The organism is Rhizobium glycinendophyticum (assembly GCF_006443685.1).
In the GTDB taxonomy this organism is placed as follows: Bacteria; Pseudomonadota; Alphaproteobacteria; order Rhizobiales; family Rhizobiaceae; genus Allorhizobium; species Allorhizobium glycinendophyticum.
The window spans coordinates 865,877-890,923 of record NZ_VFYP01000001.1 but is presented as its reverse complement, the minus strand read 5'-3'; the positions used below and the strand labels follow the sequence as shown (position 1 = coordinate 890,923).

Genomic DNA, 25,047 nt, shown 5'->3' with positions numbered 1-25,047 from the left:
GCCGATGACGGCTGCCGAGGTCATATCGCCGGGGCGCGTCGAAGAGACGGCTCCGGCAAAAATCAATCTCGCTCTGCATGTGACCGGCCAGCGTGCCGATGGCTATCACCTGATCGACAGCCTCGTGACCTTTGCCGAGGATGGCGACGAGCTGTCCTTTGTGTCCGCCGAAACTGACCGCCTGACTCTTGCCGGTCGATTCGGCCCGGTGCTTGCACTCGATCCGGGCGGGCAGGACGGCAATCTGGTGCTGCGCGCCCGCGACCTGCTGCGGGCAGCCCTCGACGAGACCGGGCAGCCACATGGGCCCGTTGCGATCACCCTCGACAAGAACCTGCCGATTGCGTCCGGAATCGGTGGGGGCTCGGCGGATGCCGCAGCCACGCTGCGCGGCCTGATGCGGCTGTGGCAGGCGAAGCTGACTGATGAAAAGGTGCAGGAAATCGCCCTGAAGCTCGGTGCTGATGTGCCGATGTGCCTGATGTCGAGGCCGCTTCGGGCGCAAGGAATCGGTGAAGCGCTGGAGCCGATTACCCTCCCCTCCTTTCCGATCGTGCTTGTCAATCCGATGAAGGCCGTCTCGACGCCCGAGATCTTCCGGCGACTGGCGTGTCGGGACAATGCTGCGATTGGCACGCTGCCGAGCGAGGGCGACGCTGCCGGCTGGCTGGCGGGCCTTGCCGGCTTGCGAAACGATCTGCAGCCACCGGCGGAGGCGCTAGTGCCGGAGATTACCGAGGCCTGTGACTATCTTCGGCAGAGCCTTGCCGGTTTCGTCCGCATGTCGGGGTCCGGCGCCACCTGCTTCGGTCTGTACGAAAGCGAGACCTTTGCGCTCAGGGCAGCCCTTGCCCTGTCCAGCTATCGGCCGGACTGGTATGTGTTGCTCACCCACACGATCGCCGGAGAACCAGCATGAGCCGGATCGACGAAAGCCGCCCCTTCATCCCCGTCGGCATTGCCGTGCTGACCGTGTCCGACACACGCACGGCCGCCGACGACCGCTCTGGCGATACGCTTGTCGCCCGGATCGCAGAGGCCGGCCATCGGCTCGTGGCGCGGGCCATCGTAAAAGACGACAAGGCAGCGATCTTCGAACAGGTGCAGGGCTGGACCACGGACCCTGATATCGACGTGGTGATCACTACCGGCGGCACGGGCTTTACCGGGCGCGACGTAACCCCCGAGGCGCTGGAGCCGTTGTTCGAGAAGAAGATGGATGGCTTCTCTGAAGTTTTCCACCGGATCTCCTATGACAAGATCGGGACGTCGACGATCCAGTCGCGCGCGACCGGCGGCGTGGCGAACGCCACCTTCATCTTCGTGCTGCCGGGCTCGCCCGGCGCCTGCAAGGATGCCTGGGACGGGATCATCATGCTGCAACTCGACTATCGCCACATGCCCTGCAATTTTGTGGAAATCATGCCGCGGCTCGACGAGCATCTGAAACGGGGAAGCTGAGGCCTCTGCCGATCAGCGGCGGGCTTCGCGCGCGACCCGGGAAGGGATAATTTCGCTCGCCAGACGCCGCGCCTTGTGGCCCCGCGCCAGCTGCAACAGATCTGTCTGCGAATCGACGATAGCGAGTGCCTGGCGCTTCGGGATCAAGAGGCCTGTTTCGAGCGGCGCGCTGCGACGCGTAATGCGGCGGTAGAACGGCAGCCGATAAAGCCGAGCTTCGGAAAAGCGCGCCGGGACGCCATGGAGCGCCATATACTCCGCCACCTCGTCGATCCAGCCGGCACCAAGACGGGCACCCGGCTCGACCAGAAGCAGCCATTCGCCCCGCGCCTTGGCCAGCACGTCCTTCATGTCCCATTGCTGATAAAAGCGGCAGCCGGCGGCATCTGCGACTGTCGAAGAGCCGTCCTGCGACCCATGGTCGAGAACAATCACATCGCTCACCAGCCCCTCGATCGCACCAGCCACCAGCACGGACAGCGTCTGTGCGAGTTCCGGTTCCTGATCGTGGCATTCCATGACAACTGTCAGCATTGCCTACATCTATCGCATTGCACAAAGTTTTGCCACTGAGAGATTCATGAAGTTTGTTCTTGCATTGTTCTCATTGCTGAGCTAGGAATAAAGTCATTGAGCGGGCCACCGAAGCCTGCGAGGAGCAAACATGAACGAGCTGTCTCTTGTGAGCCAGGCTGCCTTTCAGCCCGGCAATACGGCAGATATTGCCGATGCAGTCATGGGCGCCTCCGGCCTGCGGATCGAGATCGATCGCCGGCGCGGACGGGCGGCGGGTATGAACCCGTCTGGCAGGTTTGAAAAGCTCGAACGGGTTGCCTTCGATGACGGCTGGCAGATGCTGGAAGAGATGCCGCCGTTCAAGACCGAGGTGCAGGTTGAAAAGCCGCGCACGGTGATCACCCGCAACGAGTCTCCCGACATTCCCTTCGACCGCTCGATCAATCCCTATCGCGGCTGCGAGCATGGTTGCATCTACTGCTTCGCCAGACCCACCCACAGCTATATGGGTCTGTCTGCCGGTCTCGATTTTGAAGCCAAACTATTTGCCAAGCCGGATGCGCCGCGCCTTCTGGAGCGCGAACTGTCGAAGCCAGGCTACAAGGTGAAGCCGATCGCGATCGGCACCAATACCGATCCCTATCAGCCGATCGAGCGGGAATGGCGCATCATGCGCCAGATCCTCGAGATCCTCGACAAGGCCAACCACCCGGTGGTGATCGTGACCAAGTCGGCGCTCATCCTGCGCGACATCGACATTCTGAAATCGATGGCTGAACGGGGTCTGGTGAAAGTCGGCATTTCCGTAACGACGCTCGACCGGAAGCTGGCCCGGACCATGGAGCCGCGTGCCTCGACGCCAGCCAAGCGGCTGGAGGCGATCAAGACGCTGTCAGATGCCGGCATTCCGGTGGCGATCATGATGGCCCCTGTCATTCCGGCGCTGAACGATCATGAGATCGAACGGATTCTCGACAGTGGCAAGGCGGCTGGCGCTTCGGAAGCGAGCTACGTGCTGCTGCGTCTGCCGCTGGAGGTCAGCCCACTGTTTCGTGACTGGTTGCTGCAGCATTATCCCGACCGTTATCGTCACGTGATGTCGCTGGTTCGCTCCATGCGCGACGGTAAAGACTACGACGCGGAGTTCGGCAAGCGGATGAAGGGCGCCGGTCCCTATGCCTGGCAGATCGGCCGTCGCTTCGAAATGGCGACCAAGCGGCTCGGGCTGATGCGCCGCAGCCTGCATCTTCGCGAGGATCTTTTCCTGTCGCCGAACAGCGACGGGGTGCAGCTCTCCCTGCTCTGAGAGCTAGTGTCATTTGCAATTCCGGTGCTGTTGTCCGCCGCCTCGCACCGGATGTGGTCCCTGGTAAGCCGCCCCCAAGGTCGTCAAACGCCGAGGGGACCGGGGACTTGCAGGAGGTCGGGTGCGCGTGCGATTTCTGCCGCATGAAAACGCGCACGCCACCCGATTCTCCTGGCCTTTTTCCTGACCTACCGCTCGTCCCGGATTTCTCGCTGGAGAGCCGCGCGAAGCGGCGGGGGAACTGGCCGGTTGCCGGCACCGACGAAGCGGGCCGTGGCCCTCTCGCCGGCCCTGTCGTGGCCGCCGCAGTCATTCTCGATCCCAAGCGCATCCCTGATGGCCTCAACGATTCCAAGAAACTCTCTGCCAGGCAACGAGAGGCGCTTTACGAGGAAATCATCGCGACGGCGACGGTCTCGATCGCTTCGTCTTCGCCGCGCCGGATTGACGTGATCGATATTCGAAAGGCGAGCCTTGATGCGATGCGCCGCGCTGTCGCCGGCCTTTCACTTGAGGCAAGGCATGTGCTCACCGACGGTCGGGACGTGCCGCCCGGGCTCGGCTGTAGCGGCGAAGCCGTGGTCAAGGGCGATGCACGCTCGGTTTCCATTGCCGCTGCCTCGATCCTTGCAAAAGTCATGCGCGACAGGATGATGGTGCGGGCGGGTCTCGTCTATCCCGACTATGGCTTCGACCTGCATGCCGGCTATGGCACCGATCGTCACCGGAGCGCCATCGTAGCGCATGGCCCCTGCCCCCTGCACCGGATGAGCTTCAGGCCGCTCAAGCCGGCGCTGGAGACCGATCTCGCGCCCCGAGAGCAGTCCTGGTGAGAAGTCAGCGGCCGCAAATCTCGAACAAGGCGGAGCCCGCGGTTGCCGCTCCCTGAAGCGGGACTTCGGTTAGATCCTTGCCCACGGTCAGGCTGAGTGTCTTGCCGGCGGTCAGCAGGGCGACGAGATTTGCACCCGCGGGCATGTCCGCTTCCAGGATGAAGAGGTCGTCCATCTCCAGTCGCGTGCCCGTGGTCTTGAGAGACAGGGTCTGCTTGCCAGCCTTTAAGGTCACGTCATAGAGACCGCCATTCTTAGGCTGTTCTGGCTCGTAAGGATAGACAAAGCGGATGGGGCTGCCCGTCTGCTCACAGGCGAAGGACAAGAGGACGTGGTCGCTTTCGGCGACACCATAGACGAGCTGTGCCGCGCCATCGCCACTCCAGCCATGCCAGGCCAGTTTCTCCTCTGCCAAGACCGGCCACGTCGATACCAGGCCCCAGAGTGTTGCGACGGAAAAGGACAGTAAGAGTGTGCGTAATGTCATACAGATCACTCCAAACGAAAAACGCCCCGATCGTTGAGGATCGGGGCGTTTGAAAGCTACGGCGCAATCGACGCCGCCCGAACTCAGTTGAGGCGCGACTTTACCTCACCGACAGAAGCCTTGAACAGCGCCTGCTGGACGCTTTCATCGGCCTTCTTTGCCAAGACCTTCTCGGCAGCAGCAATTGCGAGATCTACCGCTGCCGAACGCACAGCGTTGACGGCTTCCGTCTCGGCCTGCTTGATCTTCTGCTCGGAGAGCGCATTGCGGCGAGCGATGAACTCCTCGGTCTTCTGCTTGGCTTCAGCAGCCAGTGCAGTTGCTTCGCGCTCGGCGGCAGCGACAATGCCTGCGGCTTCGGCTTCGGCTTCCTTGCGCTTGCGCTGGTATTCGGCCAGCAGGTGCTGAGCCTCTTCGCGCAGGCGCTTGGCTTCGGCCAGTTCCGCCGTGATCTTGTCGGCGCGTTCGTCCAGCGACTTGGCGATGATGCCAGGCACCTTGAGGTAAACGATCAGGGCCAGGAAAAGAACGAGGCCGACAAACGCATAGAATGTTGCGTCGAAATGCATGTTGCTTACGCTCCCTGCTTGGCGACGCCGGACACGGCGGCCTTGATGTCGGCAGCGGTCGCCTTGGAACCGATCAGTTCCTCGACGATCGAACCAACAGTGTCGATGGCGATCGTGTCAACTTCAGCGAATGCCTTTGCCTTGATCTCGGCGATGCGAGTTTCGGCGGCGGCGATCTTGGCGTTAAGGTCGGCTTCGACCTTGGCGCGTTCGGCGTCAGCCTTTGCCTTGGCTTCGTCGCGGGCGACGGAAGCGATCTGGCCGGCTTTCGCCTTGGCTGCGCTCAGTTCGCGCTCATATGTTTCAATGGCGGCATCGGCCTCGGACTTGAGGCGAGCGGCCTCATCGAGGTCCTGCGCGATGCGGTCGTGGCGATTCTCAAGAATGCTGCCGACACGCGGTACGATGACCTTCTGCATGAGCATGTAGAAGAGACCGAAGGTGATGACCAGCCACAGCAACTGCGAGGCAAAGGTGGTGGTATCAAACGGCGGGAACACACCGGTAGCATGCTCTTCGTGAGCGACGCCGGTCTCGGTGTTAATCTGGCCCTCTGCCGGCGCTTCTTCGGCATAGGCGGGGGTCACGAACATGCTCACCTCCAGGTGTATTCAAATGCACAGGATCACGGCTGCCCTGCGGCGCGCCGTGATCCCAGACTCAAAGCCGGTATTAGACGGCGAAGAGGAGCAGGAGAGCGATGAGCAGCGAGAAGATGCCCAGAGCTTCCGTGACGGCGAAGCCGAATACCAGACGGCCGAACTGGCTGTCAGCGGCAGACGGGTTGCGCAGAGCGCCCGACAGGTAGTTGCCGAAGATGTTGCCGAGGCCGAGAGCCGTGCCGGCCATGCCAAAGCAAGCCAGACCTGCGCCGATGTACTTTGCTGCTTCCGCTTCCATGAATGAACTCCTTCGAGATGGTTGTTTGCGGCTATTGACTGGCGCGACAGCGCCGATGTCGGTGATCCTTAGTGCCCGCCGGGGTGTATTGCGTCGTTGAGGTACATGCAAGTCAGCACCGCAAAAACGTAAGCCTGGAGGAAGGCGACGAGGAACTCGAGACCCGTCAGGGCGACGGTCATGAGAAGGGGCAGGATCGCACCGCCGATGCCGAGCGCGCCAAGTGCGCTGAGCGAGGTGACGAAGCCTGCGAAAACCTTGAGCGTGATGTGTCCGGCCAGCATGTTGGCGAACAGACGCACGGAGAGCGAGATCGGACGCGACAGGAACGAAATGACTTCGATCATGATGACCAGTGGCAGAAGCGCGCCGGGAACACCGCTCGGCACGAAGATCTGCAGGAAGTGGAAGCCATGCTTGTAGAAGCCATAGACCACAACGGTGCCAATGACGAAGAGCGCGAGCGCAAAAGTCACGACGATCTGACTGGTGATCGTGAAGAAGTACGGCATCATGCCGAGAAGGTTTGCCGTCAGGATGAACATGAACAGCGAGAAGACCATGGGGAAGAACTTCATCCCGTGGCTTCCCGCCCCTTCCCGGAGCATCGAGGCGATGAACTCGTAAGACATCTCGGCGACCGACTGCATGCGTGTCGGGATCAGGCCGCGATTGGCCGTAGAGAAATAGAGGAAACCGGCGGCAACAGCGACGGTTGCGACCATAAAGAGCGATGCGTTTGTGAACGAAAAATCAATTCCGCCAATTTCGATCGGCACAATCTTCTGAACCAGGAACTGATGAGTAGGATCGTTCGACACGTTCTGCTCTTTCGCTTTTGCCGCCAGAGGCGGACACTTCCGTCCTGCAATGACCTTAGAGGTCTTCGCCCTTATCTTTTAAATCCATCCTGCGGTCGGCGGGATGCGGCGAAGCCACCATTCCGACAGTCCGCATGACGTTCAACACGCCGGCACAGAAACCGAGGAGCAGCATCACGATCATGCCCCAGGGACCTGTGCCCACAAAGTGGTCAAAAAGATAGCCCAGGATCGCACCAACGATGACGGCCGAGATGAATTCACTCGAGATCTTCATCGCCATACCGTAGCCCTTTCGGGTTTCCTCGGCGCGGATCTCGTCGCGTTCCTCAGTCTTGTCCGCGACACCCCGCTGTGCGAGTTCCGCAGCCAATCGTCGACGACGTTCGTCCAGACTTTCTTCTCGGTTATCCGTCATGATCCTCTACGCCCGCTCCGTCTTCGATGGGCCGTTTGCGCCCGAATTGAATGCAGAAACGGCCGGAGACAAACCCTTGTGGCCCGCTTTGAAGTCGGGCGCACCATAATTTTGAGGCCCCGCATAGTCAAGGCATAGAAGGGGCAAGTTACACCACAAATTAACCGAAAAAAATCATAGACTTAAGTGTAATGCCGCGTTTCCTGCCGGATGATAAGAGACAAATCGAGCCACTTGGTCGCGGCGGTCGGCGGGAATCCGTGGAAAGGCGAGAGACGGAGTCGCATGGCGAGCGGACCTTAAGGCCGGCTCGTCGCCGCTTGCATTTTCTTTTGGGAACGGGGAAGCTGGAGCTCTCAGCGGGGGCGAGGTGAAGCATGGCGCGGTTCTTCATGCGTATCGTGATCAGCCTCGTGCTGGGCTGGTGGATCGGCGTTGAGATCGGGCTCACCTTGTGGCCTGAGAGTAATCTCGGCCCCTTGATCCCGATCCTGTTCGCGGTCCCCGTCACCTATCTCTTGTCATTCCTGATCGTGCCGCTGTTTAGCGGGTGGCTATCGCGGCTGCGATAGCCTCAGCTCCAGCCGCCGCCATAGGTGCGGTAGAAGATGTGTTTGCCGATCTTTTCCACCCGCTTCATCGTCGGCGCCCAGTTCGGCCGGACATAGGTGGCGTGATAGTGGGTGGCCGAGCCGACGTCCTTGAACCAGATCTTGCCGGCGGTCACTGCCATGGCGATCTCCTTGGCGATCTTCCAGTGGCGCGGCGAGGTGACCAGATCCGGGATGCGGTCGCAGGCGAAGGAGAACTGGCAGCGATTGCGCAGGTCTTCATTCTGGTAGACGACGCCACAGATCGAATTGGGATAGTAGGGATTGCGAACCCGGTTGAGAATGACCTGGGCGACCGCTGCCTGGCCTTTCACCGATTCTCCGCGCGCCTCGAAATAGATCCCTTCAGCCAGGCACTTCTGCTCCTTGGCGGAAAAGACGGTTGCCGGCAGCGGCGTCGCCGCCCAGGCATGATCCTGCGGGCCGATATCGGGAATGAAGCGCCCGGCACTCTCATCCTTGTCGGCGAGGATCGAATCGAAGGGTGAGACGCTGGCATAGTCCGGCGCCGGCGGCGCGTAGGCGGTCGCCAGCACGTCCGGTGTCGTGTTCGTGACGAGATCTGCGATCATGGCGGGCATGGCCGCATCGGCCGGCCGGGCTTCGCGCTTGAAGTAGAAGCTTGCGAGCTCCACCGGCTTTGTCTTGCGATCCTCACGCGCAAAAGCGGCGGGCGCGTTGACCTTCGGATCGAGAAGAAAACTGGTGCGCTGCAGGATCGATCCGGCAGAAAAGGCGCGCGGCGGCAACATGGGCTCTACCGCGACCACCCTGCCCTTCTTCAGATCACGCGTCACGCGCATTTCGTCCGGCAGAGCATCAGGATCGGCCTTGCCGCCATCGAAGGCAATGCGGCGGCCGTCGGGGAGCACCAGACCGGTTCCTGCCTGGAGACTTTCGGACTGTTCGCCGGGGAAGGACAAACTCGCGGCGTGGATCGAACCGGCGGGCGAGGCCGTCAGAACCATGCGCCAGTTGCTGGCACCACGATCGAGACCCGCCAGCATGCCGGCCATATCGGCCTGAGCGGCAACGGTTGGGAAGATCAGCCAGGATGCGAGGCCGAACACCAGGGGAGAAGCCCAGGTCTCCATGCGAGACAGGGCCTTCTTCGAAGGACGCAACGAGAGACGCAAGGCCAAACTCCAACACTACGCGGAAGCGACGGGAACTCCATTAGCAAACTATCTCTCGTTAACCTTGATGGATGGTTAACGATGAACGCGGGCCGGGACGAAGCGCATTATCCAGACGCAAAAAGCCGCCGGGTGGCCCCGACGGCTTCTTGTCTTTTGCAGGAACGAAGACCGATCAGATGATCACATGCGAGCCCAGTTCCACCACGCGGTTGGCCGGGAGGCGGAAGTAGTCGGACGGGTCGGCGGCGAGGTCGGCAAGGGCGATGTAGAGGCGGTCCTGCCAGTGGGGCATGCCCATGGATTTGCCGGGCACGAGCTTGCGGCGTCCGAGGTAGAAGGAGGTCGACATGATGTCGAACTTCAGTCCGCCGCGGCGCAGGCTGGCCAGGGTCTTCGAAACGTTCTGGGTCTCCATGAAGCCGAAGCGGATTTCCACGCGCGAGAACCGTTCCGACAGTTCCTCGACCTCGAAGCGCTGTTCATCCGTGACGCGCGGACGGCCAATGGTGCGGATCGTCAGGATGATGTTGCGTTCGTGGATGACGTGGTTGTGCTTGAGATTGTGCATCAGCGCTGCCGGCGCGCGCGTCGGATCGCTGGTCAGGAAGATCGCCGTTCCCGAGACACAGGCCGGACCGTGGTCCCCCTTCTTCTCGATCATGCCGATGAAGGCTTCGAGGGGAATATCGTCGCGGCGGGTCTTCTGGAAGATGATCGCGGTTCCGCGGCGCCAGGTCCACATGACGATGGTGAAGCCTGCGGCAAACAGCACCGGCACATAACCGCCATCATGGATCTTGAGCAGATTGGCGCCGAGGAACACCAGTTCCAGCACGAGCAGGGGCGTCAGTACCGTGACCGCCAGGGCAAAGCTCCACTGCCATTTCTTGCGGACGAATTCGAAGGCCATGATCGTGGTGACCACCATGGCGCCGGTGACGGAGATACCGTAGGCGGTGGCAAGGCCTTCCGAGCTCTTGAAGAGAAGGACAAGCGCGATCACACCGAAGAGCAGAAGCGTATTGACGGATGGCAGGTAGATCTGACCCGTTTGCGTCTCGGATGTGAACAGGATCTGCATACGCGGCAGGAAGCCGAGATGGATTGCCTGGCGCACCAGCGAGAAGGCACCTGTGATGACAGCCTGGCTGGCGATGATTGTCGCAAACGTGGCGAGGATGACGATCGGCAACAGCGCCCAGGAGGGGAACATCAGGAAAAAGGGATCGGAGGCAGCGGCTGGGTTGTGCAGGACGAGCGCGCCCTGACCAAGATAATTCAGCACGAGCGCCGGGAAGACCAGCAGGAACCAGGCCCACTGGATGGGGCGGCGGCCGAAATGGCCAAGGTCGGCATAGAGCGCTTCGGCGCCGGTCACCGTCAGGAACACGGCACCCAGCACGACGATGCCCAGGAAGCCCTCCCGCAGCATGAAGCTGATCGCATACCATGGATTGAATGCAGCAAAGATGCCCGGATCGTCGGAGATGTGGGCAATCCCGCCCGCAGCCATAACGATGAACCAGACGGCGGTAATCGGCCCGAAATAACGCGCCACCGCGCCAGTGCCACGCGATTGAACGGTAAACAAACCGATCAGGATGACGATCGAGATCGGCAGAATGAATTCCGACATGCTGGGGGCAACAAGCTTGAGGCCCTCGACCGCCGAGAGAACGGAAAGCGCGGGGGTGATCATGGAATCACCGAGGAAAAGCGCGGCTCCGACCAAACCCAACACCATGAGGATCTTGCCATGGCCGTTCGCGGTCTTCGACAGCAGTGCCAGCAGCGAAAGCGTGCCGCCTTCGCCGTCATTGTCGGCGCGCAGTAGGAAGAGAACGTATTTCAGGGTGACGATGATCGTCAGTGCCCAGATCATCAGCGAGATAAGGCCGATGATCTCGACGCGGGTGATGCCGTCGGCGCCGATCGGCTTCAGTGCCTCGCGGAACGCATAAAGCGGGCTGGTGCCGATGTCGCCATAGACGACGCCGACGGAGCCGAGCGCAAGCACCAACAGGCTGCGCAAATCCTTGGGACCAGTCACCGACTGGGTTTCGCTGTGTTGCATGAGACTACAGGCTCGTCAGAGCCAGCCTTTCCAACGGAAAAACAAGAAGGGTATTACTGCCGAGACCAGCATGGCGACCAACGCCACGGGATACCCGAAGCTCCAGTCCAGCTCCGGCATGATCCGGAAATTCATGCCGTAGATCGACGCGACGAGCGTTGGCGGCAGGAACACCACGGACGCAATCGAGAAGATCTTGATGATGGCATTTTGCTCGACACTGATCAGGCCGAGCGAGGCATCGAGCATGAATGTAATATTGTTGCCGACGAATGCAGCATGCTCCGCCAGCGACTGGATGTCGCGGGCAACAATGGTGCAGAGTTCATTCGCCAGCGTATCCGACCGAATGACCGACTGGGAGCTGAGGAAGGTAACCAGACGGGAGAGGGAGACGAGACTGTCGCGGACCTTGCTGACCAGTTGATGGTGCGCGGCAATGTCGAGCAGCTTGTCTTCGAGAAAGCGCGGCGGGCGCCGCTTGGCAGCCTTGCGATCGACGAAGACGGCGACCGACAGCGTATCGAGTCGAGCTGCCAGCGTTTCGAGAATTTCCGCCGTGCGGTCGGCAACCGTCTCAAGCAGGCTGCCGAGCAGCGCGGCGCCCGATTTGCACTGTCCGTTGAGCCTGAGGAGGCTGGCGCTGAACAAGGCGAAGGATTTCGGCTCCGCATAGCGGATGGTGATCAGCCGGTTGTCATGCAGAATGAAGGCGATGTCGGTCAGTTGCGGCAGAGGAGTATCGGCCTTGTAGATGAGCGAGGCCGTCATGTAGACCGCGTCGTTCTCCAGATAGAGGCGGCTGGAAGGTTCGATGTCCTTCAACTCCTCCCGGGTCGGCAACGGAATGCCGATCGATCGCTCGACATATTCCTCTTCCTCGACACTCGGGCTAATGAGGTCGATCCAGATGATGTCGGGAGATATGTGGTCTTTGGCGGACTGGGGGCCGAGAATTTCGGCGCTGCCGTCTGTTCTATAGGCCCTGATCAAGGACAGGTCGCTCTCATGGTCGCCTCGGTGACTGTGGGCGGGGACACAATCACAGTCCGCTGATAAAGCCAAGACGAATCACGCGGCGGGAAATGCGTCATTTGCACGGCTGCTCCGCAAAAACGACGCATCACCGCCTGTTTTCAAGCCTCATTCAAAGACGATGGCGGGCGCCGCGCGGCCGGAGCGCGCCTTGACCTCGGCCCAGACCTTTTCGGCAATCGACAGGTAGACGGCCGTCTGCGGGCTGTCCGGTTCCGCGACCACGACGGGGGTGCCGGCATCGGAATTCTCGCGGATGGAGATGGTGAGCGGTACCTCGCCGAGGAAGGGCACGCCGATCGTTTCAGCTTCGGCGCGGGCGCCTCCATGGCCGAAGATATCGTAGCGATTGCCGGTATCCGGGGCGATGAAATAGCTCATGTTCTCGATGATGCCGAGCACGGGCACTTCGACCTTGTTGAACATGTTGAGGCCCTTGCGGGCATCGATCAGAGCCAGATCCTGCGGGGTGGAGACGATAACGGCCCCCGACAGCGGAACCTGCTGGGCCATGGTCAGCTGGGCGTCGCCTGTGCCGGGCGGCATGTCAACGACCAGAACGTCGAGATCACCCCAGGCGACTTCCCGCAGCATCTGCATGAGGGCGGACTGAACCATGGGGCCGCGCCAGATCATGGCTGTCCCCTCGTCCACCAGGAAGCCCATCGACATCACCTTGATGCCGAAATTCTCCATCGGAACGATGATGCGGTTTTCGATCTGCTGCGGCCGTCCCGTGATGCCGAGCAGGCGCGGCATCGAGGGGCCGTAAACATCGGCATCGAGGATGCCGACGCGCAGGCCATTGGCCTTGAGCGCCAGTGCCAGATTGACCGCCGTCGTTGACTTTCCGACGCCGCCCTTGCCCGACGCGACGGCGATGATCGCGCCGATGCCGGGTACACCTGCCTTCGACCGCTGGGTGCCGGAGGGGGCCGCAGCCGGTGCGTGGGAATGTCCATGGGAATGGGCGGGGGCCGCAGCCGAGGGGCGTGGAGGCGGGGGAGCAGAACCCTGCTTGCGCTCGGCGGTCAGGCTAACGACGGCCCCCTTCACGCCGGCAAGCGCCTTCACGGTGCGCTCGGCCGCCTGGCGCAGCGGCTCCAGTTCCTGGGCCCGTTCTGCTGGTACATTGATGGAGAAGTAGACCTTACCATCGGAAATGAAGATGTCGGAGACCATCTTCAGCTCGACGATGCTGCGGTCGAGGTCTGGCCCCCGAACACGCCCCAGCGCTTCCAGAACCATGTCGCGCGTCAACTCGGCCATCATCTTCCTCTTTCCGCTGCATTCTGCTGCGGACTAGATAATGGAGTGCTGCGCCTTCGCCAACCGCAAATACGGATGGGCTCTGCGACACGTTCTCCAGGCTCGATTAAGCAGGAAAGCCGCCGTCGGGTATGAGTTCCCCGCGGCGGCTTGTCCTTGCAGCACCCTTTTATGGGCGCCATGCAGCGTCCCCTCTGGACTGAATGAAACGATGCAGGAAGCGTGCCAACTCGCTGAACGGCAGATATGCGGCGTCCGTCGAGGCAAAGAACGAAAAGAAAGTGTCAACTGGGGGCGAAACTGCCGGTAATCTAGGCGGCCGCCAAGAGTGCGCACAAAAAAGCGACAGACCGTTAGACTACTTGATCAGGCCGAGCCTCAACGCCTTGGCCACGGCCTGGGTGCGGTTGACGGCATCAAGCTTTTTGGTCGCACGATTGAGGTAGTGGTTGATGGTGTGCTCCGACAGGGTCAGGATTTCGGCGATCTCGACGCTGGTCTTACCGGCAGCCGTCCAGTTCAGGCAATCCAGTTCCCGCTCCGTCAGCATGTCGCTGTTGCGGCTATCAAGCTCGCGGATCTCCGCCAGGCGGTTGAAGACGTGGATCGAGAGATAGGTCAGTTCCATCATCTCGTTATTGGTGAAAGGCTCGCGATCACCATTGAAGGACACCGCCCCACGGGCACCACTTGCATCATGCACCGGGAAATACGCGCCGCGATTCATCCGGAAGCGCTTGAAGAGCGACTTCGACACTTCCGCGGAGCGCGGATCGCGCAGCAGCGCGTTGTCATCGACGTCGTAGCGGAACGGGATGGAGGCGCGGCGCAGATGGGCCAGCACCGGGCTGTCCGACAGAAGCGAAACTTGATCGAACTCCGTCAGAAGGTCGGAGGGCCAGTTGGTGATGATCGAACTGCTGCCCAGATCCCGCGTCGTCGGACCCGGCATGTTGAGGACCATGAAACAACGGGCGCCAAACAGTTCCGTCACACGCTTCATGAAGCGGAACACGTCGAACTGGGTCTTGAAGCTTTTGACCTCGACCACGAGGTCTCCGATGCGTTCAGTTACGGACGGATCCAGATCGGTCATGAGTGCGTTTTCTTCACGGCCAAGCCTGCCGTCACGAGGAATCCCAAATTGCACGAAGAACAGGTCAACAGTTTTCCAAACCTTCGGTTGTTCGAGAGCTTGCGGAACGCATCATCCACGATCTGATCCACATGCCCCAGCCCCATTCATGGGTATCCGCGCGCTACAGGAGAGGACCCTCGGGAGAAAAAAGAGAGCATACACGCGAATCTCTACCCCTTAAGGTTTCAAAGCATAGACTTTTAGACGCCGGAGGGTCCAGAGACCCCCTGTATTTTACCGTAAACCCCTGTCACAAGACAGGTATTGCCGACAGGGTCCAATAGATCGACGAGGAGACGCACGTGATTTCGACAGAAAGCTTCAAGGGTGAGGTGCTGGTGGACGAGAGTCAGGAGCTGGGCGAAGGGCCGACATTCGATCCGCTGTCCGGTACGCTGTTGTGGTTCGACATCCTCGGCAAGACGCTGTGCGAGCTGACCGTGGAGACCGGCGCCTTCGCCAAACACGCGCTCCCCTTTCTCGGCAGCGTCATTGCAGTGATCGACAAGGACCGGCAGCTGATTGCGTCAGATCAGGGGCTATTCGTTCGCGAGCGGGCGTCGGGCGTGCTCAAGCCCTATGCCAGCCTTGAAGCCGACAAGCCGCAGAACCGGTCGAACGACGGTCGCATGCATCCGAGCGGCGCCCTGTGGATCGGGACAATGAGCAAGACTGCCGATACCGGCGCCGGCGCGATCTATCACGTCGCGGGAACGCAGGTGACCAAGCTATTCGAAGCGGTCAGCATCCCCAACGGTATCTGCTTCTCCCCGGATGGGGCCGTCGGCTATTTCAACGATTCCAAGGTCAACCACATGATGCGCGTCGACCTTAACCCGGAAACCGGCCTGCCACGAGGTGCCCCCTCGGTCTTCATCGACCAGTCGGGACGCAAGGGCGTGATCGACGGATCGGTGGTCGATGTGGACGGCACGATATGGAATTCGAATTGGGACGGAGGCGCCGTCGACCGCTATGGCCCGGATGGCCGCCACATCGGTCGTTACGAAATGCCGACGCGCCGTCCCACTTGCCCCGCCTTTTTCGGTTCCGGCTTCGACCGTCTTGCCGTCACGTCATGCTGGGAAGGCATGAGTGACAGCGAACGTGCAGAGGACGTCCATGCGGGCAAGATCTTCGAACTCGGCATTCCGGTGAAGGGCAAGCCGGAACCGTTCTTCAAACTCTAAACACCTCATGGGGCCGGTGCGCCCGAGAGGCGAACCGGCCTATGTCTGGTGCTTGGAACGGTGGTCACTGCGCCTGTTTGCAAGCCGGCCCCACGGGGGCGCCCAAACTGCCAAGCGTCTGAATTGTTCCACGAAATTGCCGAAATAAACCAGGGAACGAAGACGACGGCCAGGCATTTTCCTCTCGAACCGACGCAGCCTAGGGCAGCCGCCCAGGGCCGTGTCAGTCGCAAGACCATCTCAGAGGAAAGGTAGGTCCACCATGAAAAAGACCCTTACGACGATCGCCGCAGCCATGCTGCTCGGCTCCACCGCCATGGCACCGGTCGCTTTCGCCCAGGACGCCACGGGCACGACCACCACGACGCCTCCGGCTACCACCGCTCCTGTAACGCCTGACGCTTCGGGCGGCACCACGGACGCAACCGGTGCAACGGGCACCATGGGTTCGAACAGCACCGTCGCTCCGAACACCACTGCCGATGCCGCCTCCGGCTCTGGCACATATCTGACCGAACAGGCTGAAAACCAGATCAGCGTCAACGACTTCATGGGCCAGGCAATTTACACTGCCGACAACCAGTCGATCGGCGATATCAACGACCTGCTGGTGCAAAATGACGGCGGCGTTGTCGCTGCAGTCGTCGGCGTCGGTGGCTTCCTCGGCATTGGCGAGAAGAATGTCGCGATCCCGTTCGACAAGATCACCATCACCCGCGAAACCGCATCTGGCGATGCAGCCGACGCCGCAGCTGATGGCGATACCAAGGCTGAAGTCGCTGCCGAAGCGGAAATCCGCTTGACGACCACTGAGACCGCCGAGAGCTTGAAGAATGCTCCCGAATTCCGCACTCTGGACGATCAGGCTGACGATGCCGACAGCGCGGCAACGACCACTGGCACGACCGGTACGGGTATGCCGGCTGACGGTACGACCACGTCGTCGACCAACAACTAATTTTGAGCCAATAGCTCAAAGACGGACAGGCGGCGCTTCGGCGTCGCCTTTTCGCGTCGCGGTCAGAGCAGGCTGCAGTAGCGCAAAGCGTCATAGATCGCCGCGTGGATATTGCGGCTTTCGATGGCATCACCAATACGCAGAAGGTCGAAGCTGGCGGTCTCGTCCTTGACTGGCAAGGGCGGGCGGCGGGCGATGAGCGCTGCATAATCCACCGATCCGCGATTTCGAGACAGCGGCTTCAGCTCCAGATAGAGATCGGAGTTGGCCATGGTGCCGTGTTCGACCACCACCTGCGCCACCCGCCTTTCCACCCTGGCATCCGAGAAATCCGACCCGAGCGTTGCAAGCAGGGCATTGCCGTCGCGGCGGACGCCGGTCAGCCTTGTATTGATCGTGACGCGGACATTCTTCTCCGCAAAAGTTTTCGCGTAAGGCACATGGTTCATGCCGCCCATCTCGGGTGCAAAGAAGCGTTCTGGCGAGACGACTTCCAACTCGACACCGGCATTGGCAATGACTTCGGCCGCACTCATGCCCTGATGACCGCCATTATCGTCGAAAAGCAGCACGGGACCTTCCGGTTTCACGGCACCGGCCAGGATGTCCCAGCTCGACACGACCAGATCCTCGCCCTCTTCTAGTTCAGGCGATTGCGCTATGCCGCCCGTGGCGATGACTACGAGATCGGCTTCTAAGGCCAGCACATCGTCGGCACCGGCATAGGTATCGTAATGGATGGTGACGCCGAGGCGATTCAGCTCGGCCAGGCGCCAGTCGACGATGCCAACCATTTCCTTTCGGCGCGGATTGCGGGTCATCAGATTGACCTGGCCGCCTGCCTTGCTCGAAGCTTCCAGTACCTCGACCCTGTGGCCGCGCTCTGCGAGCACACGTGCGGCTTCGAGACCAGCAGGACCAGCCCCGACCACGACGGCCTTGCGAGACGTCTCAGCTTTCGGAAGATCATGCGGGATCAGCGCCTCGCGGCTGGTTGCGGCGTTATGGATGCAGAGCGCCTCGCCACCCTCATAGATGCGGTCGAGACAGTAAGTGGCGCCGACGCAGGGGCGGATCTCGGCCTCGCGGCCTTCGATGATTTTCCGGACGATATGCGGATCGGCGATATGGGCTCGGGTCATGCCAACCATGTCGAGTTTGCCCTCCGCAATCGCATGGCGGGCGGTCGCGACATCGGCAATGCGAGCGGCGTGGAAGATCGGGAATTTGGTTGCGGCACGCACGTCGCCGGCGAAATCGAGATGTGGGGAGGCCGCCATGCCCTGGATCGGAATGACGTTGTTGAGCGAGGCGTCGTGTTCGATATGGCCCCGGATGATGTTGAGGAAGTCGATCTTTCCGGAGCTTGCGAAGCGTTTGGCGATCTCGACGCCCTCGTCGCGGCTGAGGCCCTTATCCCAGTCTTCATCGGCGACCATGCGCATGCCGACGATGAAATCCGGGCCGACGGCCTTGCGGACGGCATCGATCACCAGATTTGAAAAGCGCATCCGGTTGTCGAGGGAGCCGCCGAATTCATCCTGGCGCCGGTTGGTGGCCGGCGACCAGAAGCTGTCCATCAGGTGGCCATAGGCCTCGAACTCGATGCCATCGAGACCGGCCTCCTGCATGCGGGCGGCAGCGGTCGCATAGTCGTTCACGATGCGCTCAATGTCCCAGTCCTCTATCTCCTTGGGGAAATGCCGGTGGGCCGGCTCGCGGATCGGGGACGGGGCGAGGACGGGCAGCCAGTCTCCCTTGTTCCAGTTGGTGCGGCGACCGAGGTGAGTGAGCTGGATCATCACGGCGCAGCCGTGCTCGTGACAGTCGTCCGTCAGTCGCTTCAGATGCGGGACGATCTCGTCCTTCCAGGCGAGCAGGTTGCCGAAGGCCGGCGGGCTGTCGCGGCTGACACTGGCCGAACCCGCCGTCATGGTGAGTGCGATGCCGCCCTTGGCCTTCTCCACATGGTAGAGCCTGTAGCGCTCGGTCGGCATACCCCCTTCCGAATAGGCCGGTTCATGCGCCGTCGACATGATGCGGTTCTTGAGGGTGAGGTGTTTCAGCTGGAAGGGCTGGAGAAGCGGATCCTTGCTGCGATCAAGCATGGTGCATGCCCCCCTCTGCCCTGCCGGGCATCTCCCCCTCAAGGGGGTAGATCGGATTGTCGCCGCCCTCCCAATCCGTTGATTGCAGTCCGGGCAGACAGTGGAACAGCGGGGCAGCGGATCGACCAATCTCCCCCCTTAAGAGGGAGATGTCACGGAGTGACAGAGGGGGGTATTGCATCGGCTTCTCGTCTTTCAGTACCAGGCATCCGGCTTGGCGCGCTTCATGCGATCGACATAGTCGCGGAGTGCCTCATCGATGGCGACGTCCAAAGGCGGCGCTTCGTATTCGGCGAGCGTCTTTTTCCAGCGAAGATTGGCGCGGATTGCCATATCGGTCGAACCGGCTTCCGACCATTTCTCGAAGGGTTCGTTGTCAGAAAGGGCCGAGTCCCAGAAGGCCGTCTGGTAGTTACGCATGGTGTGGGCGCAGCCGAGGAAATGGCTGCCGGGTCCCACCTCTTCGAAGGCGTCCATGGCCAGCGTGTTGTCATCGACCACGACACCGGCGAGGTACGAATGCAGGGCCCCGCAGAAGTCCGTGTCCATGACGAACTTCTCGTAGGACATGGCGAGCAGGCCATCGACGAAGCCGGCCGAATGCAGGATGAAGTTGGCGCCGCAATGCACGGCCGACATCATCGACATGACGCCCTCCTGCATCGCCTGGGCATCCGGCAGCTTGGAATTGGAGAAATTGCCGGCGCAGCGGAGCGGTAGCTTCAGCCGGCGGGCGAGCTGGCCCACCACCATGGAGCCGATCGCGGGTTCCGGCGTGCCGAAGGTGGGAGAACCGGAGCGCAATGACATCGACGACAGGAAATTGCCGAAGATGACCGGCGCGCCCTTGCGCTCCAACTGGGTCAGCGCACAGCCGGCCATGGTTTCGGCGAGCGACTGGGCGATCGCACCAGCGGAAGTGACCGGACCCATGGCACCGCCGAGAATGAAGGGCACGATGACCGCCGCCTGGTTGGCGCGGGCATAGGCGCGCAAGGCCTTGGTCATGGTGCCGTCCCAGACGAGCGGCGAGTTGACGTTGACATTACCGAGGATGACGCAGTTCCGATCGACGAAATCCGCACCAAAAAGGATGCGGGCCATCTCGATTGATTCCTCGGCGCGCTCTTCCGCCGTCACCGAGCCCATGAAGGCGCGGTCGGAGTATTTGATATGGCTGTAGACCATGTCGAGATGGCGCTTGTTGACGGGCACGTCGACCGGTTCACAGATCGTGCCACCGGAATGATGGAGATATGGCGAGGACTGGCCGAGCTTGATGAGATTACGGAAGTCCTCAATCGTGCCGTAACGGCGGCCCTTGTCGAGATCCATGACGAAGGGCGAACCATAGGCGGGCGAAAAGACCACGGCACTGCCGCCGATCTCGACATTATTGGCCGGATTGCGGGCGTGCTGGGTGAAGACCGCAGGGGCTGACGCCAGGATCTCGCGCAGCATGCCCTTGGGGAAACGCACCCGCAGACCCTCGATTTCAGCCCCTGCCCCACGCCAGAGGTTGAGAGCCGCCGGATCGTCGCGGAATTCGATGCCGATTTCGGCCAGGATACGGTCTGCCACGGCCTCGATACGCGCGAGGTTCTCTTCCGACAGAATGTCATAGGTCGGGATGTTGCGGCGTATGAAGGGCACCTTCAGCCCTGGCTGGGAACCGGCGCTTCGCCGCACCGGTCTGTTTCTTCTACCGCCTGTTGCTTCCACGGTCACACTGTCCATCGCCCTGCCCTCGCTTTTCCCGGAGGCTAGTGCAGCACAAGTTATGTGTGACGCTGGAAAATTCCTCGCGATGCAATAAGCTGAGCTTATGACAACTTATCGGCACCTGATCCCCTCGGCCAATGCGCTCATCGTCTTCGAGGCGGCGGGGCGGCATGAAAATTTCACCCGCGCTGCCGCCGAGCTCGGCATGTCCCAAGTCGCGGTTTCCTATGCGATCCGCGGGCTCGAGCAGCAGCTCGGCGTCGCGCTGTTCGAGCGCCAGCACCGAGCGGCTCGACTGACGGAAGTCGGCGAGCGCTTTCATGCCGATGTGTCGGCGGGATTATCCCGCATCGGGCGGGCGGCGGAGGATATTCGTAGCAAGGGACGCGAGGTGAACGTGACACTCGCCGCCTCCACGGCTTTTGCCTCGATGTGGATGCTACCGCGGCTGACGGCGCTGCGCGAAGACCTGCCGGACATCGATCTGAGGATCCAGACCAGCGTGCGGGATCTCGATCTTGAGGAAGAATCAATCCCGCTTGGCGTGCGCGGCGGCAGGGCGGAGGATTGGCCGCACTATCATTCGGCGCTTCTCGCACCCGAAGTCATCACTGCGGTGGCGAGCCCGGCTTTCGTCGAGGCGCATGGCATGCCCGAGACACCTCAGGCTCTCACCCGACATCCGCTGATATGGCTGGAAGAGCCTGTGCGCCAAGCCTGTAGCTGGCCTGACTGGTTTGCCTCGGCCGGTATCGACTACAAACCGGCCAGCCGGCGGCTGGCGATTAACGACTATGTTCTGGTTATCCAGGCGGTGCTGGCCGGCCAGGGGATTGCGCTGGGTTGGACCCATCTCGTGCGGCAGCTGGTGGCGCAGGGCCAGTTGGTCGAAGTGGGGGGCCACGCGCTGCGCACGGAGCTTGCCTTTCACGTGGTCTGGCCGCGCTCCCGCGAACTCAGCGGGGCCGCGACGCGGGTGCGCAACTGGTTGCTGAAGCAGGCCTGACCGACCATCTGGCTCAGGCGGATGCGCGGTCGACCAGAGCGAATTCGTGGTGGTTCTCGGCGAGGTAGCGGAGAGTGGCGGCGGCATCGGCGGGGCGGCCAAAATGATAGCCCTGCCCCATGCCGCAGCCGAGTTCGCGCAGCTTCTGGGCTTCCGCTTCCGTCTCGATGCCTTCGGCAACCACTTCGAGGTCGAGGCCCTCACACATGGTGATGATCGCCTTGATGATATGCTCGGAGGTGCGGTCTGTGGTGATGGCGGAGACGAAGGCGCGGTCGATCTTCACCTTGTCGAAGGTGAAATCACGCAGGCGGCCAAGGCTGGACTGACCGGTGCCGAAATCATCGAGCGAGATGCGGATGCCAGCGTCCTTCAGGTCCTTGATGATCCGGCGCGCGGTATCGGCCGAGGTCATGACCGCCGTTTCGGTGATTTCCATCTCCAGCCGGCGCGGATCGAAGCCGACGCTGTTGAGGATCGACAGCGTATTGTAGGAGGTGCGCAGGTCCATCAGCTGGACAGAGGAGAGGTTAAACGAGAGGAAAAGATCGCGTGGCCAGGCGAGCGTGGCTTCGGCTGCCTTGCGCAGCAGGGTTTCCGAGAGCGTGTCGATGAAGCCGCGCTCTTCGGCAAGCGGCACGAAAACGGCGGGCGAGACGAAGCCGAGATCGGGATCAATCCAGCGGGCGAGCGCCTCGAAACCGACGACGCGGTTGTCGCTTAGGCGCACAATCGGCTGGAAATGCACGTCAACCGTATCATTGATGATGGCGTTGCGCAGCGCCTGTTCGAGCTGCGTCGCGCGCTTCATTTCCTGCGCGATCTCGCGCGAGTAGACGGTGATCTGGCCACGGCCGCGGCGCTTCGAGCGATAGAGCGCCGTCTCGGCACTCTTCATCAGCTCCTCGAACTCTTCGCCGGCAAAGGGATAGACGGCAAAACCCAGCGAGGCGGACAGCCGCACGTTTCGGTCGCCGAGATCGTAAGGGGCGGACAACACGTCCTTGATCAACTGGCCGGCGCGTTCCGCACCGGTGCGCTCGAAGACCAGCGGCAGGACGATGGCGAATTCGTCTCCGTCGTGTCGGGTCACGGTTGCACCATCCGGCACGCAGGCCTTCAGGCGGTGGGCGACCTGGCACAGGATCTCGTCACCAGAGGCCTGGCCGAAGAGATCGTTGATGGGTTTGAAGCCGTCGAGATTGACGATGCCGACGGTGAAGGGCGCAGGATCTGCGGCACGATCGGCGGCCAGTTGACGGATCTTGTCTGCGAGGCGGTTGCGGTTACCCAATCCGGTCAAGTGATCGGTGTAGGCCAGACGCTGCAGTTCTTTCTGGTTGTGCTGCTCAACGGCAGTGCCAGCGGGACCCATTCATTCTTCCTGCTACGGTTCCTTCCACAGCGGATATAATGGATCTAAAGCATTAATATAATAATAGCGACAAGCATTTGCGGGTGCCATTGGAACCTCTAATTTACGAAATCAGAGGGCGGCCGAGCGATTGATCCGCATCAGCCGTTTGTCGCGCGTGCCACCTGCGGCACGAGGCCCATTAGTGCCTGCTCCACGATATCCGGGCTCAGCGGCTTCAGGATGACGTCGTCCATGCCCGAGGCGTAGCACGCTTCGCGGTCACGGTCGAACGCCTGAGCGAGAACGCCGATGATTGGCGTGGCATCTGCGCGGCTACGTCCGGTCTCGCGGATCCGCCGCGCGGCCTCGAAACCATTCAACCCCGGCAGCGTCACATCCATCAGGATGATCGCCGGATTGAGTTCTGCCCAGAGCCTGACGACTTCCTCGCCATCGGCGCAGATCCGATAGGAGTATCCCAGCCCCTCAAGGATCTGAGAAAAGACGATCTGGTTGATCTCGTTGTCCTCGGCCACCAGAACCAGTGAGGATTTTAGAGGCGGGATGGGCGAAGTCGGTGGCGGCGTTTCGGATGCCGCCTGTTGTTCCGTGTCGATCTCCCAATCGTCGGCGGGTGCGGGCCTCGCTCGCAGCGCGGAGAGACGCTCAAGCACGATGAATGCGAGTTCAGAGGCAACATCTTCCTGCGACAAGCTGGTATAATCGACCTCTGCCGCCTGCAGAATTTCGAGGCATCGCGGATCGGCCTTAACGTCGAAGACGGCAAGATCGATGACGACGCCGACGGAGCGGGCGGCATCGAGAAAGGCATCGAGTTCCTCTTCGCCCCGCACGCAGCAGCTGTCGAGCCCGAGTAGTTCGAGGATATCGAGAGCCGTCGCTTCGAAGCGCGGGTCCGCCGAGACGACGAAGGCCTTGCGGCCGGCAAGGCTTTGATCGGTGCGAACGGAAAGCTCGGATGAAGCTGGCGGCGCTGCGGCAGAGGAAGGGGTTTCGATCGGAACCAGGCCGGTGGCGCCTACCTCGCCGAGGCTCGCCACGACGAAGTAGCGACCCGGTTTGCCGACGCGCTGGACATGGACAAGGATCGGACGCGGTGGGTCGCCGTAAAGGCGCATGCACTGGGTGATGGAAGCTGTAATCCCGCTGTCGAGCACATCCCGCGACACGGATTGCAGGCTCTCTGCGAGATCGGCATCGAACAGACGGCGGAGATCGGCACCAAGGGCGTTGTCAGCCCCGATTGACAGCGCCGAGCAGAAGACCTTGTTGACGGCGACGAGCTGCAGATTGCGGTCTTGCACGAAGACAGGATGCGCCAGATTGTCAAGGATTTCCTCGGTCAGCTGCACCCGCTCGACGTCTGCGCGCCACTGCTCCTCGCGACGCTTCTGCTCGCTGATGTCGGTCATGATGCAGAAGCCGTGCCCCGATGGCAGACGACGTTTGGAATAGCGGGTCCAGCGCTTGCCGTCTTCGCTGGCTTGGATCTCGTGGCGCTCCTTCCAGTGCGCCGCGATCTGGCGGGTCAGCCATTCGTCCCGGCTGATAGCTGCGGATTCGGGTTCACCGGCGCGAAGGCCTAGATCATAGGCTGCTTCCAGCAGGCGGCGCAGGCGATTGCCGCGCTGGAATTGTTCTGGCGGGAGCGGGAGGAAATTGGTGACCGAGCGGCTGGCGAAAATCAGTTCGTCATTGCGATCATAGATCAGGAAGGCGGCCTGGAAGGCATCGGACACGGCATCCATCAGGGCAAGGTCGAGCGACGTCTCGGGCGACGGCGCATCCGGACCCTGGTGTCCCTTTCTGTCGCCGGGGGCCGGTGGAAACTCGCTCACACTGCTGCCTCTGAGACCATTGCCGCTGACGCGACAAGTCTGAATTCCTGCTGATGATAGGCGGTGAACATGCCGGTCGCGCTTGAAGTGGCGAGGAAGTTTGGTCAAGGGCACACCGGCGGTGCCCTTCTTCCTCTGGTCAAAAGACCTGCCGAGAGACATCTCAAGTCATTGGTCAAACTAGAATCATTCCGTTAAGGGCGGATTAATGGTGAGGGTGGTGGGGACGGTTGCGATTAGGCCTTTCCTGCAGGCCTCGAATCCCGGAAA

General features: G+C 61.4%; 24 protein-coding genes. 8 read left to right on the top strand and 16 right to left on the bottom strand.

From position 1 onward, the window contains the following. Positions 1 to 4 precede the first annotated feature (4 nt). Both FJQ55_RS04275 and moaB read left to right on the top strand, forming a co-directional pair. Entirely contained in the window at positions 5 to 919 is a 915-nt protein-coding gene (locus FJQ55_RS04275; RefSeq protein ID WP_140829070.1) for a 4-(cytidine 5'-diphospho)-2-C-methyl-D-erythritol kinase, read from the top strand. After that, complete coding sequence (moaB, locus tag FJQ55_RS04270; RefSeq protein WP_140826453.1) at positions 916 to 1,461, top strand: molybdenum cofactor biosynthesis protein B; 546 nt, start codon at positions 916 to 918, stop codon at positions 1,459 to 1,461. Before FJQ55_RS04275 ends, moaB begins: the two co-directional genes overlap by 4 nt. Positions 1,462 to 1,473: 12 nt before the next feature. Here moaB and FJQ55_RS04265 read toward each other — a convergent pair whose 3' ends face one another. After that, positions 1,474 to 1,995, bottom strand: coding sequence for a glycosyltransferase family protein (locus FJQ55_RS04265; protein WP_140826452.1), 522 nt, complete (start codon positions 1,993 to 1,995; stop codon positions 1,474 to 1,476). A gap of 130 nt (positions 1,996 to 2,125) precedes the next feature. Here FJQ55_RS04265 and FJQ55_RS04260 point away from each other — a divergent pair, with 130 nt between their 5' ends. Together FJQ55_RS04260 and FJQ55_RS04255 are read left to right on the top strand one after the other, a co-directional pair. Beyond that, a complete protein-coding gene (locus FJQ55_RS04260; RefSeq protein ID WP_140826451.1) occupies positions 2,126 to 3,283 on the top strand; it encodes a PA0069 family radical SAM protein in 1,158 nt (385 codons plus the stop codon). Between the two features lie 143 nt (positions 3,284 to 3,426). Beyond that, positions 3,427 to 4,116, top strand: a complete 690-nt coding sequence (locus FJQ55_RS04255) for a ribonuclease HII (RefSeq protein ID WP_140826450.1) — start codon at positions 3,427 to 3,429, stop codon at positions 4,114 to 4,116. A gap of 4 nt (positions 4,117 to 4,120) precedes the next feature. Here FJQ55_RS04255 and FJQ55_RS04250 read toward each other — a convergent pair whose 3' ends face one another. The 6 genes from FJQ55_RS04250 to FJQ55_RS04225 all read right to left on the bottom strand — a co-directional run bounded on the left by FJQ55_RS04250 (position 4,121) and on the right by FJQ55_RS04225 (position 7,311). Further along, positions 4,121 to 4,603: a hypothetical protein gene (locus tag FJQ55_RS04250; protein ID WP_140826449.1), complete on the bottom strand. Its 483-nt coding sequence runs from the start codon at positions 4,601 to 4,603 to the stop codon at positions 4,121 to 4,123. Between the two features lie 83 nt (positions 4,604 to 4,686). After that, a complete protein-coding gene (locus FJQ55_RS04245) occupies positions 4,687 to 5,172 on the bottom strand; it encodes a F0F1 ATP synthase subunit B (protein WP_062275965.1) in 486 nt (161 codons plus the stop codon). A 5-nt stretch (positions 5,173 to 5,177) separates the two neighbouring features. Beyond that, positions 5,178 to 5,765 (bottom strand): F0F1 ATP synthase subunit B, encoded by a 588-nt coding sequence (locus tag FJQ55_RS04240; protein ID WP_062275967.1) that lies wholly within the window; start codon positions 5,763 to 5,765, stop codon positions 5,178 to 5,180. A gap of 79 nt (positions 5,766 to 5,844) precedes the next feature. Continuing rightward, positions 5,845 to 6,072: a F0F1 ATP synthase subunit C gene (locus tag FJQ55_RS04235; RefSeq protein WP_006466154.1), complete on the bottom strand. Its 228-nt coding sequence runs from the start codon at positions 6,070 to 6,072 to the stop codon at positions 5,845 to 5,847. 68 nt (positions 6,073 to 6,140) lie between these two features. Beyond that, on the bottom strand, positions 6,141 to 6,893 hold the full coding sequence (locus tag FJQ55_RS04230; protein ID WP_062275969.1) for a F0F1 ATP synthase subunit A: 753 nt from the start codon (positions 6,891 to 6,893) through the stop codon (positions 6,141 to 6,143). Between the two features lie 55 nt (positions 6,894 to 6,948). Further along, positions 6,949 to 7,311, bottom strand: a complete 363-nt coding sequence (locus FJQ55_RS04225; RefSeq protein WP_062275971.1) for an AtpZ/AtpI family protein — start codon at positions 7,309 to 7,311, stop codon at positions 6,949 to 6,951. 377 nt (positions 7,312 to 7,688) lie between these two features. On the opposite strand from FJQ55_RS04225, the gene FJQ55_RS04220 reads away from it, so the two are divergent. After that, positions 7,689 to 7,883, top strand: coding sequence for a hypothetical protein (locus tag FJQ55_RS04220; protein ID WP_140826448.1), 195 nt, complete (start codon positions 7,689 to 7,691; stop codon positions 7,881 to 7,883). A gap of 2 nt (positions 7,884 to 7,885) precedes the next feature. On the opposite strand, the gene FJQ55_RS04215 is transcribed toward FJQ55_RS04220, so the two are convergent. The 5 genes from FJQ55_RS04215 to FJQ55_RS04195 all read right to left on the bottom strand — a co-directional run bounded on the left by FJQ55_RS04215 (position 7,886) and on the right by FJQ55_RS04195 (position 14,535). Next, a complete protein-coding gene (locus FJQ55_RS04215; protein WP_167507720.1) occupies positions 7,886 to 9,016 on the bottom strand; it encodes a cell wall hydrolase in 1,131 nt (376 codons plus the stop codon). A 217-nt stretch (positions 9,017 to 9,233) separates the two neighbouring features. Beyond that, positions 9,234 to 11,135 carry a potassium transporter Kup gene (locus tag FJQ55_RS04210; protein WP_140826446.1) on the bottom strand — a complete coding sequence of 634 codons (1,902 nt, stop codon included), beginning with the start codon at positions 11,133 to 11,135 and terminating at the stop codon, positions 9,234 to 9,236. Between the two features lie 15 nt (positions 11,136 to 11,150). Further along, positions 11,151 to 12,128 (bottom strand): magnesium transporter CorA family protein, encoded by a 978-nt coding sequence (locus tag FJQ55_RS04205; protein WP_140826445.1) that lies wholly within the window; start codon positions 12,126 to 12,128, stop codon positions 11,151 to 11,153. A 150-nt stretch (positions 12,129 to 12,278) separates the two neighbouring features. After that, positions 12,279 to 13,439: an iron-sulfur cluster carrier protein ApbC gene (gene apbC / locus FJQ55_RS04200; protein WP_140826444.1), complete on the bottom strand. Its 1,161-nt coding sequence runs from the start codon at positions 13,437 to 13,439 to the stop codon at positions 12,279 to 12,281. Positions 13,440 to 13,797: 358 nt separating this feature from the next. Further along, positions 13,798 to 14,535 (bottom strand): helix-turn-helix transcriptional regulator, encoded by a 738-nt coding sequence (locus tag FJQ55_RS04195; RefSeq protein ID WP_140826443.1) that lies wholly within the window; start codon positions 14,533 to 14,535, stop codon positions 13,798 to 13,800. A 344-nt stretch (positions 14,536 to 14,879) separates the two neighbouring features. Here FJQ55_RS04195 and FJQ55_RS04190 point away from each other — a divergent pair, with 344 nt between their 5' ends. Together FJQ55_RS04190 and FJQ55_RS04185 are read left to right on the top strand one after the other, a co-directional pair. Then, positions 14,880 to 15,767 carry an SMP-30/gluconolactonase/LRE family protein gene (locus FJQ55_RS04190; protein WP_140826442.1) on the top strand — a complete coding sequence of 296 codons (888 nt, stop codon included), beginning with the start codon at positions 14,880 to 14,882 and terminating at the stop codon, positions 15,765 to 15,767. Positions 15,768 to 16,029: 262 nt separating this feature from the next. Then, complete coding sequence (locus tag FJQ55_RS04185; RefSeq protein ID WP_140826441.1) at positions 16,030 to 16,725, top strand: PRC-barrel domain-containing protein; 696 nt, start codon at positions 16,030 to 16,032, stop codon at positions 16,723 to 16,725. A 62-nt stretch (positions 16,726 to 16,787) separates the two neighbouring features. Here the strand turns inward: FJQ55_RS04185 and FJQ55_RS04180 are convergent, their stop codons facing one another. Both FJQ55_RS04180 and FJQ55_RS04175 read right to left on the bottom strand, forming a co-directional pair. Further along, positions 16,788 to 18,833, bottom strand: coding sequence for an NADH:flavin oxidoreductase (locus tag FJQ55_RS04180; protein WP_140826440.1), 2,046 nt, complete (start codon positions 18,831 to 18,833; stop codon positions 16,788 to 16,790). A 195-nt stretch (positions 18,834 to 19,028) separates the two neighbouring features. Continuing rightward, positions 19,029 to 20,570, bottom strand: coding sequence for a trimethylamine methyltransferase family protein (locus FJQ55_RS04175; RefSeq protein ID WP_140826439.1), 1,542 nt, complete (start codon positions 20,568 to 20,570; stop codon positions 19,029 to 19,031). Positions 20,571 to 20,658: 88 nt separating this feature from the next. Here FJQ55_RS04175 and FJQ55_RS04170 point away from each other — a divergent pair, with 88 nt between their 5' ends. Further along, on the top strand, positions 20,659 to 21,561 hold the full coding sequence (locus FJQ55_RS04170; protein WP_140826438.1) for a LysR substrate-binding domain-containing protein: 903 nt from the start codon (positions 20,659 to 20,661) through the stop codon (positions 21,559 to 21,561). Between the two features lie 13 nt (positions 21,562 to 21,574). On the opposite strand, the gene FJQ55_RS04165 is transcribed toward FJQ55_RS04170, so the two are convergent. Beyond that, entirely contained in the window at positions 21,575 to 22,936 is a 1,362-nt protein-coding gene (locus FJQ55_RS04165) for a putative bifunctional diguanylate cyclase/phosphodiesterase (RefSeq protein WP_140826437.1), read from the bottom strand. Positions 22,937 to 23,076: 140 nt separating this feature from the next. Continuing rightward, a complete protein-coding gene (locus tag FJQ55_RS04160; protein WP_140826436.1) occupies positions 23,077 to 24,777 on the bottom strand; it encodes a response regulator in 1,701 nt (566 codons plus the stop codon). Positions 24,778 to 25,047: the final 270 nt, after the last annotated feature.

Coding starts and splice junctions, on each gene's coding strand:
- FJQ55_RS04175 (WP_140826439.1), bottom strand. CDS start 20,570: ATGGACAGTGTGACCGTGGAAGCAACAGGCGGTAGAAGAAACAGACCG.
- FJQ55_RS04220 (WP_140826448.1), top strand. CDS start 7,689: ATGGCGCGGTTCTTCATGCGTATCGTGATCAGCCTCGTGCTGGGCTGG.
- FJQ55_RS04210 (WP_140826446.1), bottom strand. CDS start 11,135: ATGCAACACAGCGAAACCCAGTCGGTGACTGGTCCCAAGGATTTGCGC.
- FJQ55_RS04180 (WP_140826440.1), bottom strand. CDS start 18,833: ATGCTTGATCGCAGCAAGGATCCGCTTCTCCAGCCCTTCCAGCTGAAA.
- FJQ55_RS04170 (WP_140826438.1), top strand. CDS start 20,659: ATGACAACTTATCGGCACCTGATCCCCTCGGCCAATGCGCTCATCGTC.
- FJQ55_RS04255 (WP_140826450.1), top strand. CDS start 3,427: ATGAAAACGCGCACGCCACCCGATTCTCCTGGCCTTTTTCCTGACCTA.
- FJQ55_RS04275 (WP_140829070.1), top strand. CDS start 5: ATGACGGCTGCCGAGGTCATATCGCCGGGGCGCGTCGAAGAGACGGCT.
- FJQ55_RS04185 (WP_140826441.1), top strand. CDS start 16,030: ATGAAAAAGACCCTTACGACGATCGCCGCAGCCATGCTGCTCGGCTCC.
- FJQ55_RS04245 (WP_062275965.1), bottom strand. CDS start 5,172: ATGCATTTCGACGCAACATTCTATGCGTTTGTCGGCCTCGTTCTTTTC.
- FJQ55_RS04225 (WP_062275971.1), bottom strand. CDS start 7,311: ATGACGGATAACCGAGAAGAAAGTCTGGACGAACGTCGTCGACGATTG.
- FJQ55_RS04260 (WP_140826451.1), top strand. CDS start 2,126: ATGAACGAGCTGTCTCTTGTGAGCCAGGCTGCCTTTCAGCCCGGCAAT.
- FJQ55_RS04215 (WP_167507720.1), bottom strand. CDS start 9,016: ATGGAGACCTGGGCTTCTCCCCTGGTGTTCGGCCTCGCATCCTGGCTG.
- moaB (WP_140826453.1), top strand. CDS start 916: ATGAGCCGGATCGACGAAAGCCGCCCCTTCATCCCCGTCGGCATTGCC.
- FJQ55_RS04165 (WP_140826437.1), bottom strand. CDS start 22,936: ATGGGTCCCGCTGGCACTGCCGTTGAGCAGCACAACCAGAAAGAACTG.
- FJQ55_RS04250 (WP_140826449.1), bottom strand. CDS start 4,603: ATGACATTACGCACACTCTTACTGTCCTTTTCCGTCGCAACACTCTGG.
- apbC (WP_140826444.1), bottom strand. CDS start 13,439: ATGGCCGAGTTGACGCGCGACATGGTTCTGGAAGCGCTGGGGCGTGTT.
- FJQ55_RS04265 (WP_140826452.1), bottom strand. CDS start 1,995: ATGCTGACAGTTGTCATGGAATGCCACGATCAGGAACCGGAACTCGCA.
- FJQ55_RS04235 (WP_006466154.1), bottom strand. CDS start 6,072: ATGGAAGCGGAAGCAGCAAAGTACATCGGCGCAGGTCTGGCTTGCTTT.
- FJQ55_RS04240 (WP_062275967.1), bottom strand. CDS start 5,765: ATGTTCGTGACCCCCGCCTATGCCGAAGAAGCGCCGGCAGAGGGCCAG.
- FJQ55_RS04195 (WP_140826443.1), bottom strand. CDS start 14,535: ATGACCGATCTGGATCCGTCCGTAACTGAACGCATCGGAGACCTCGTG.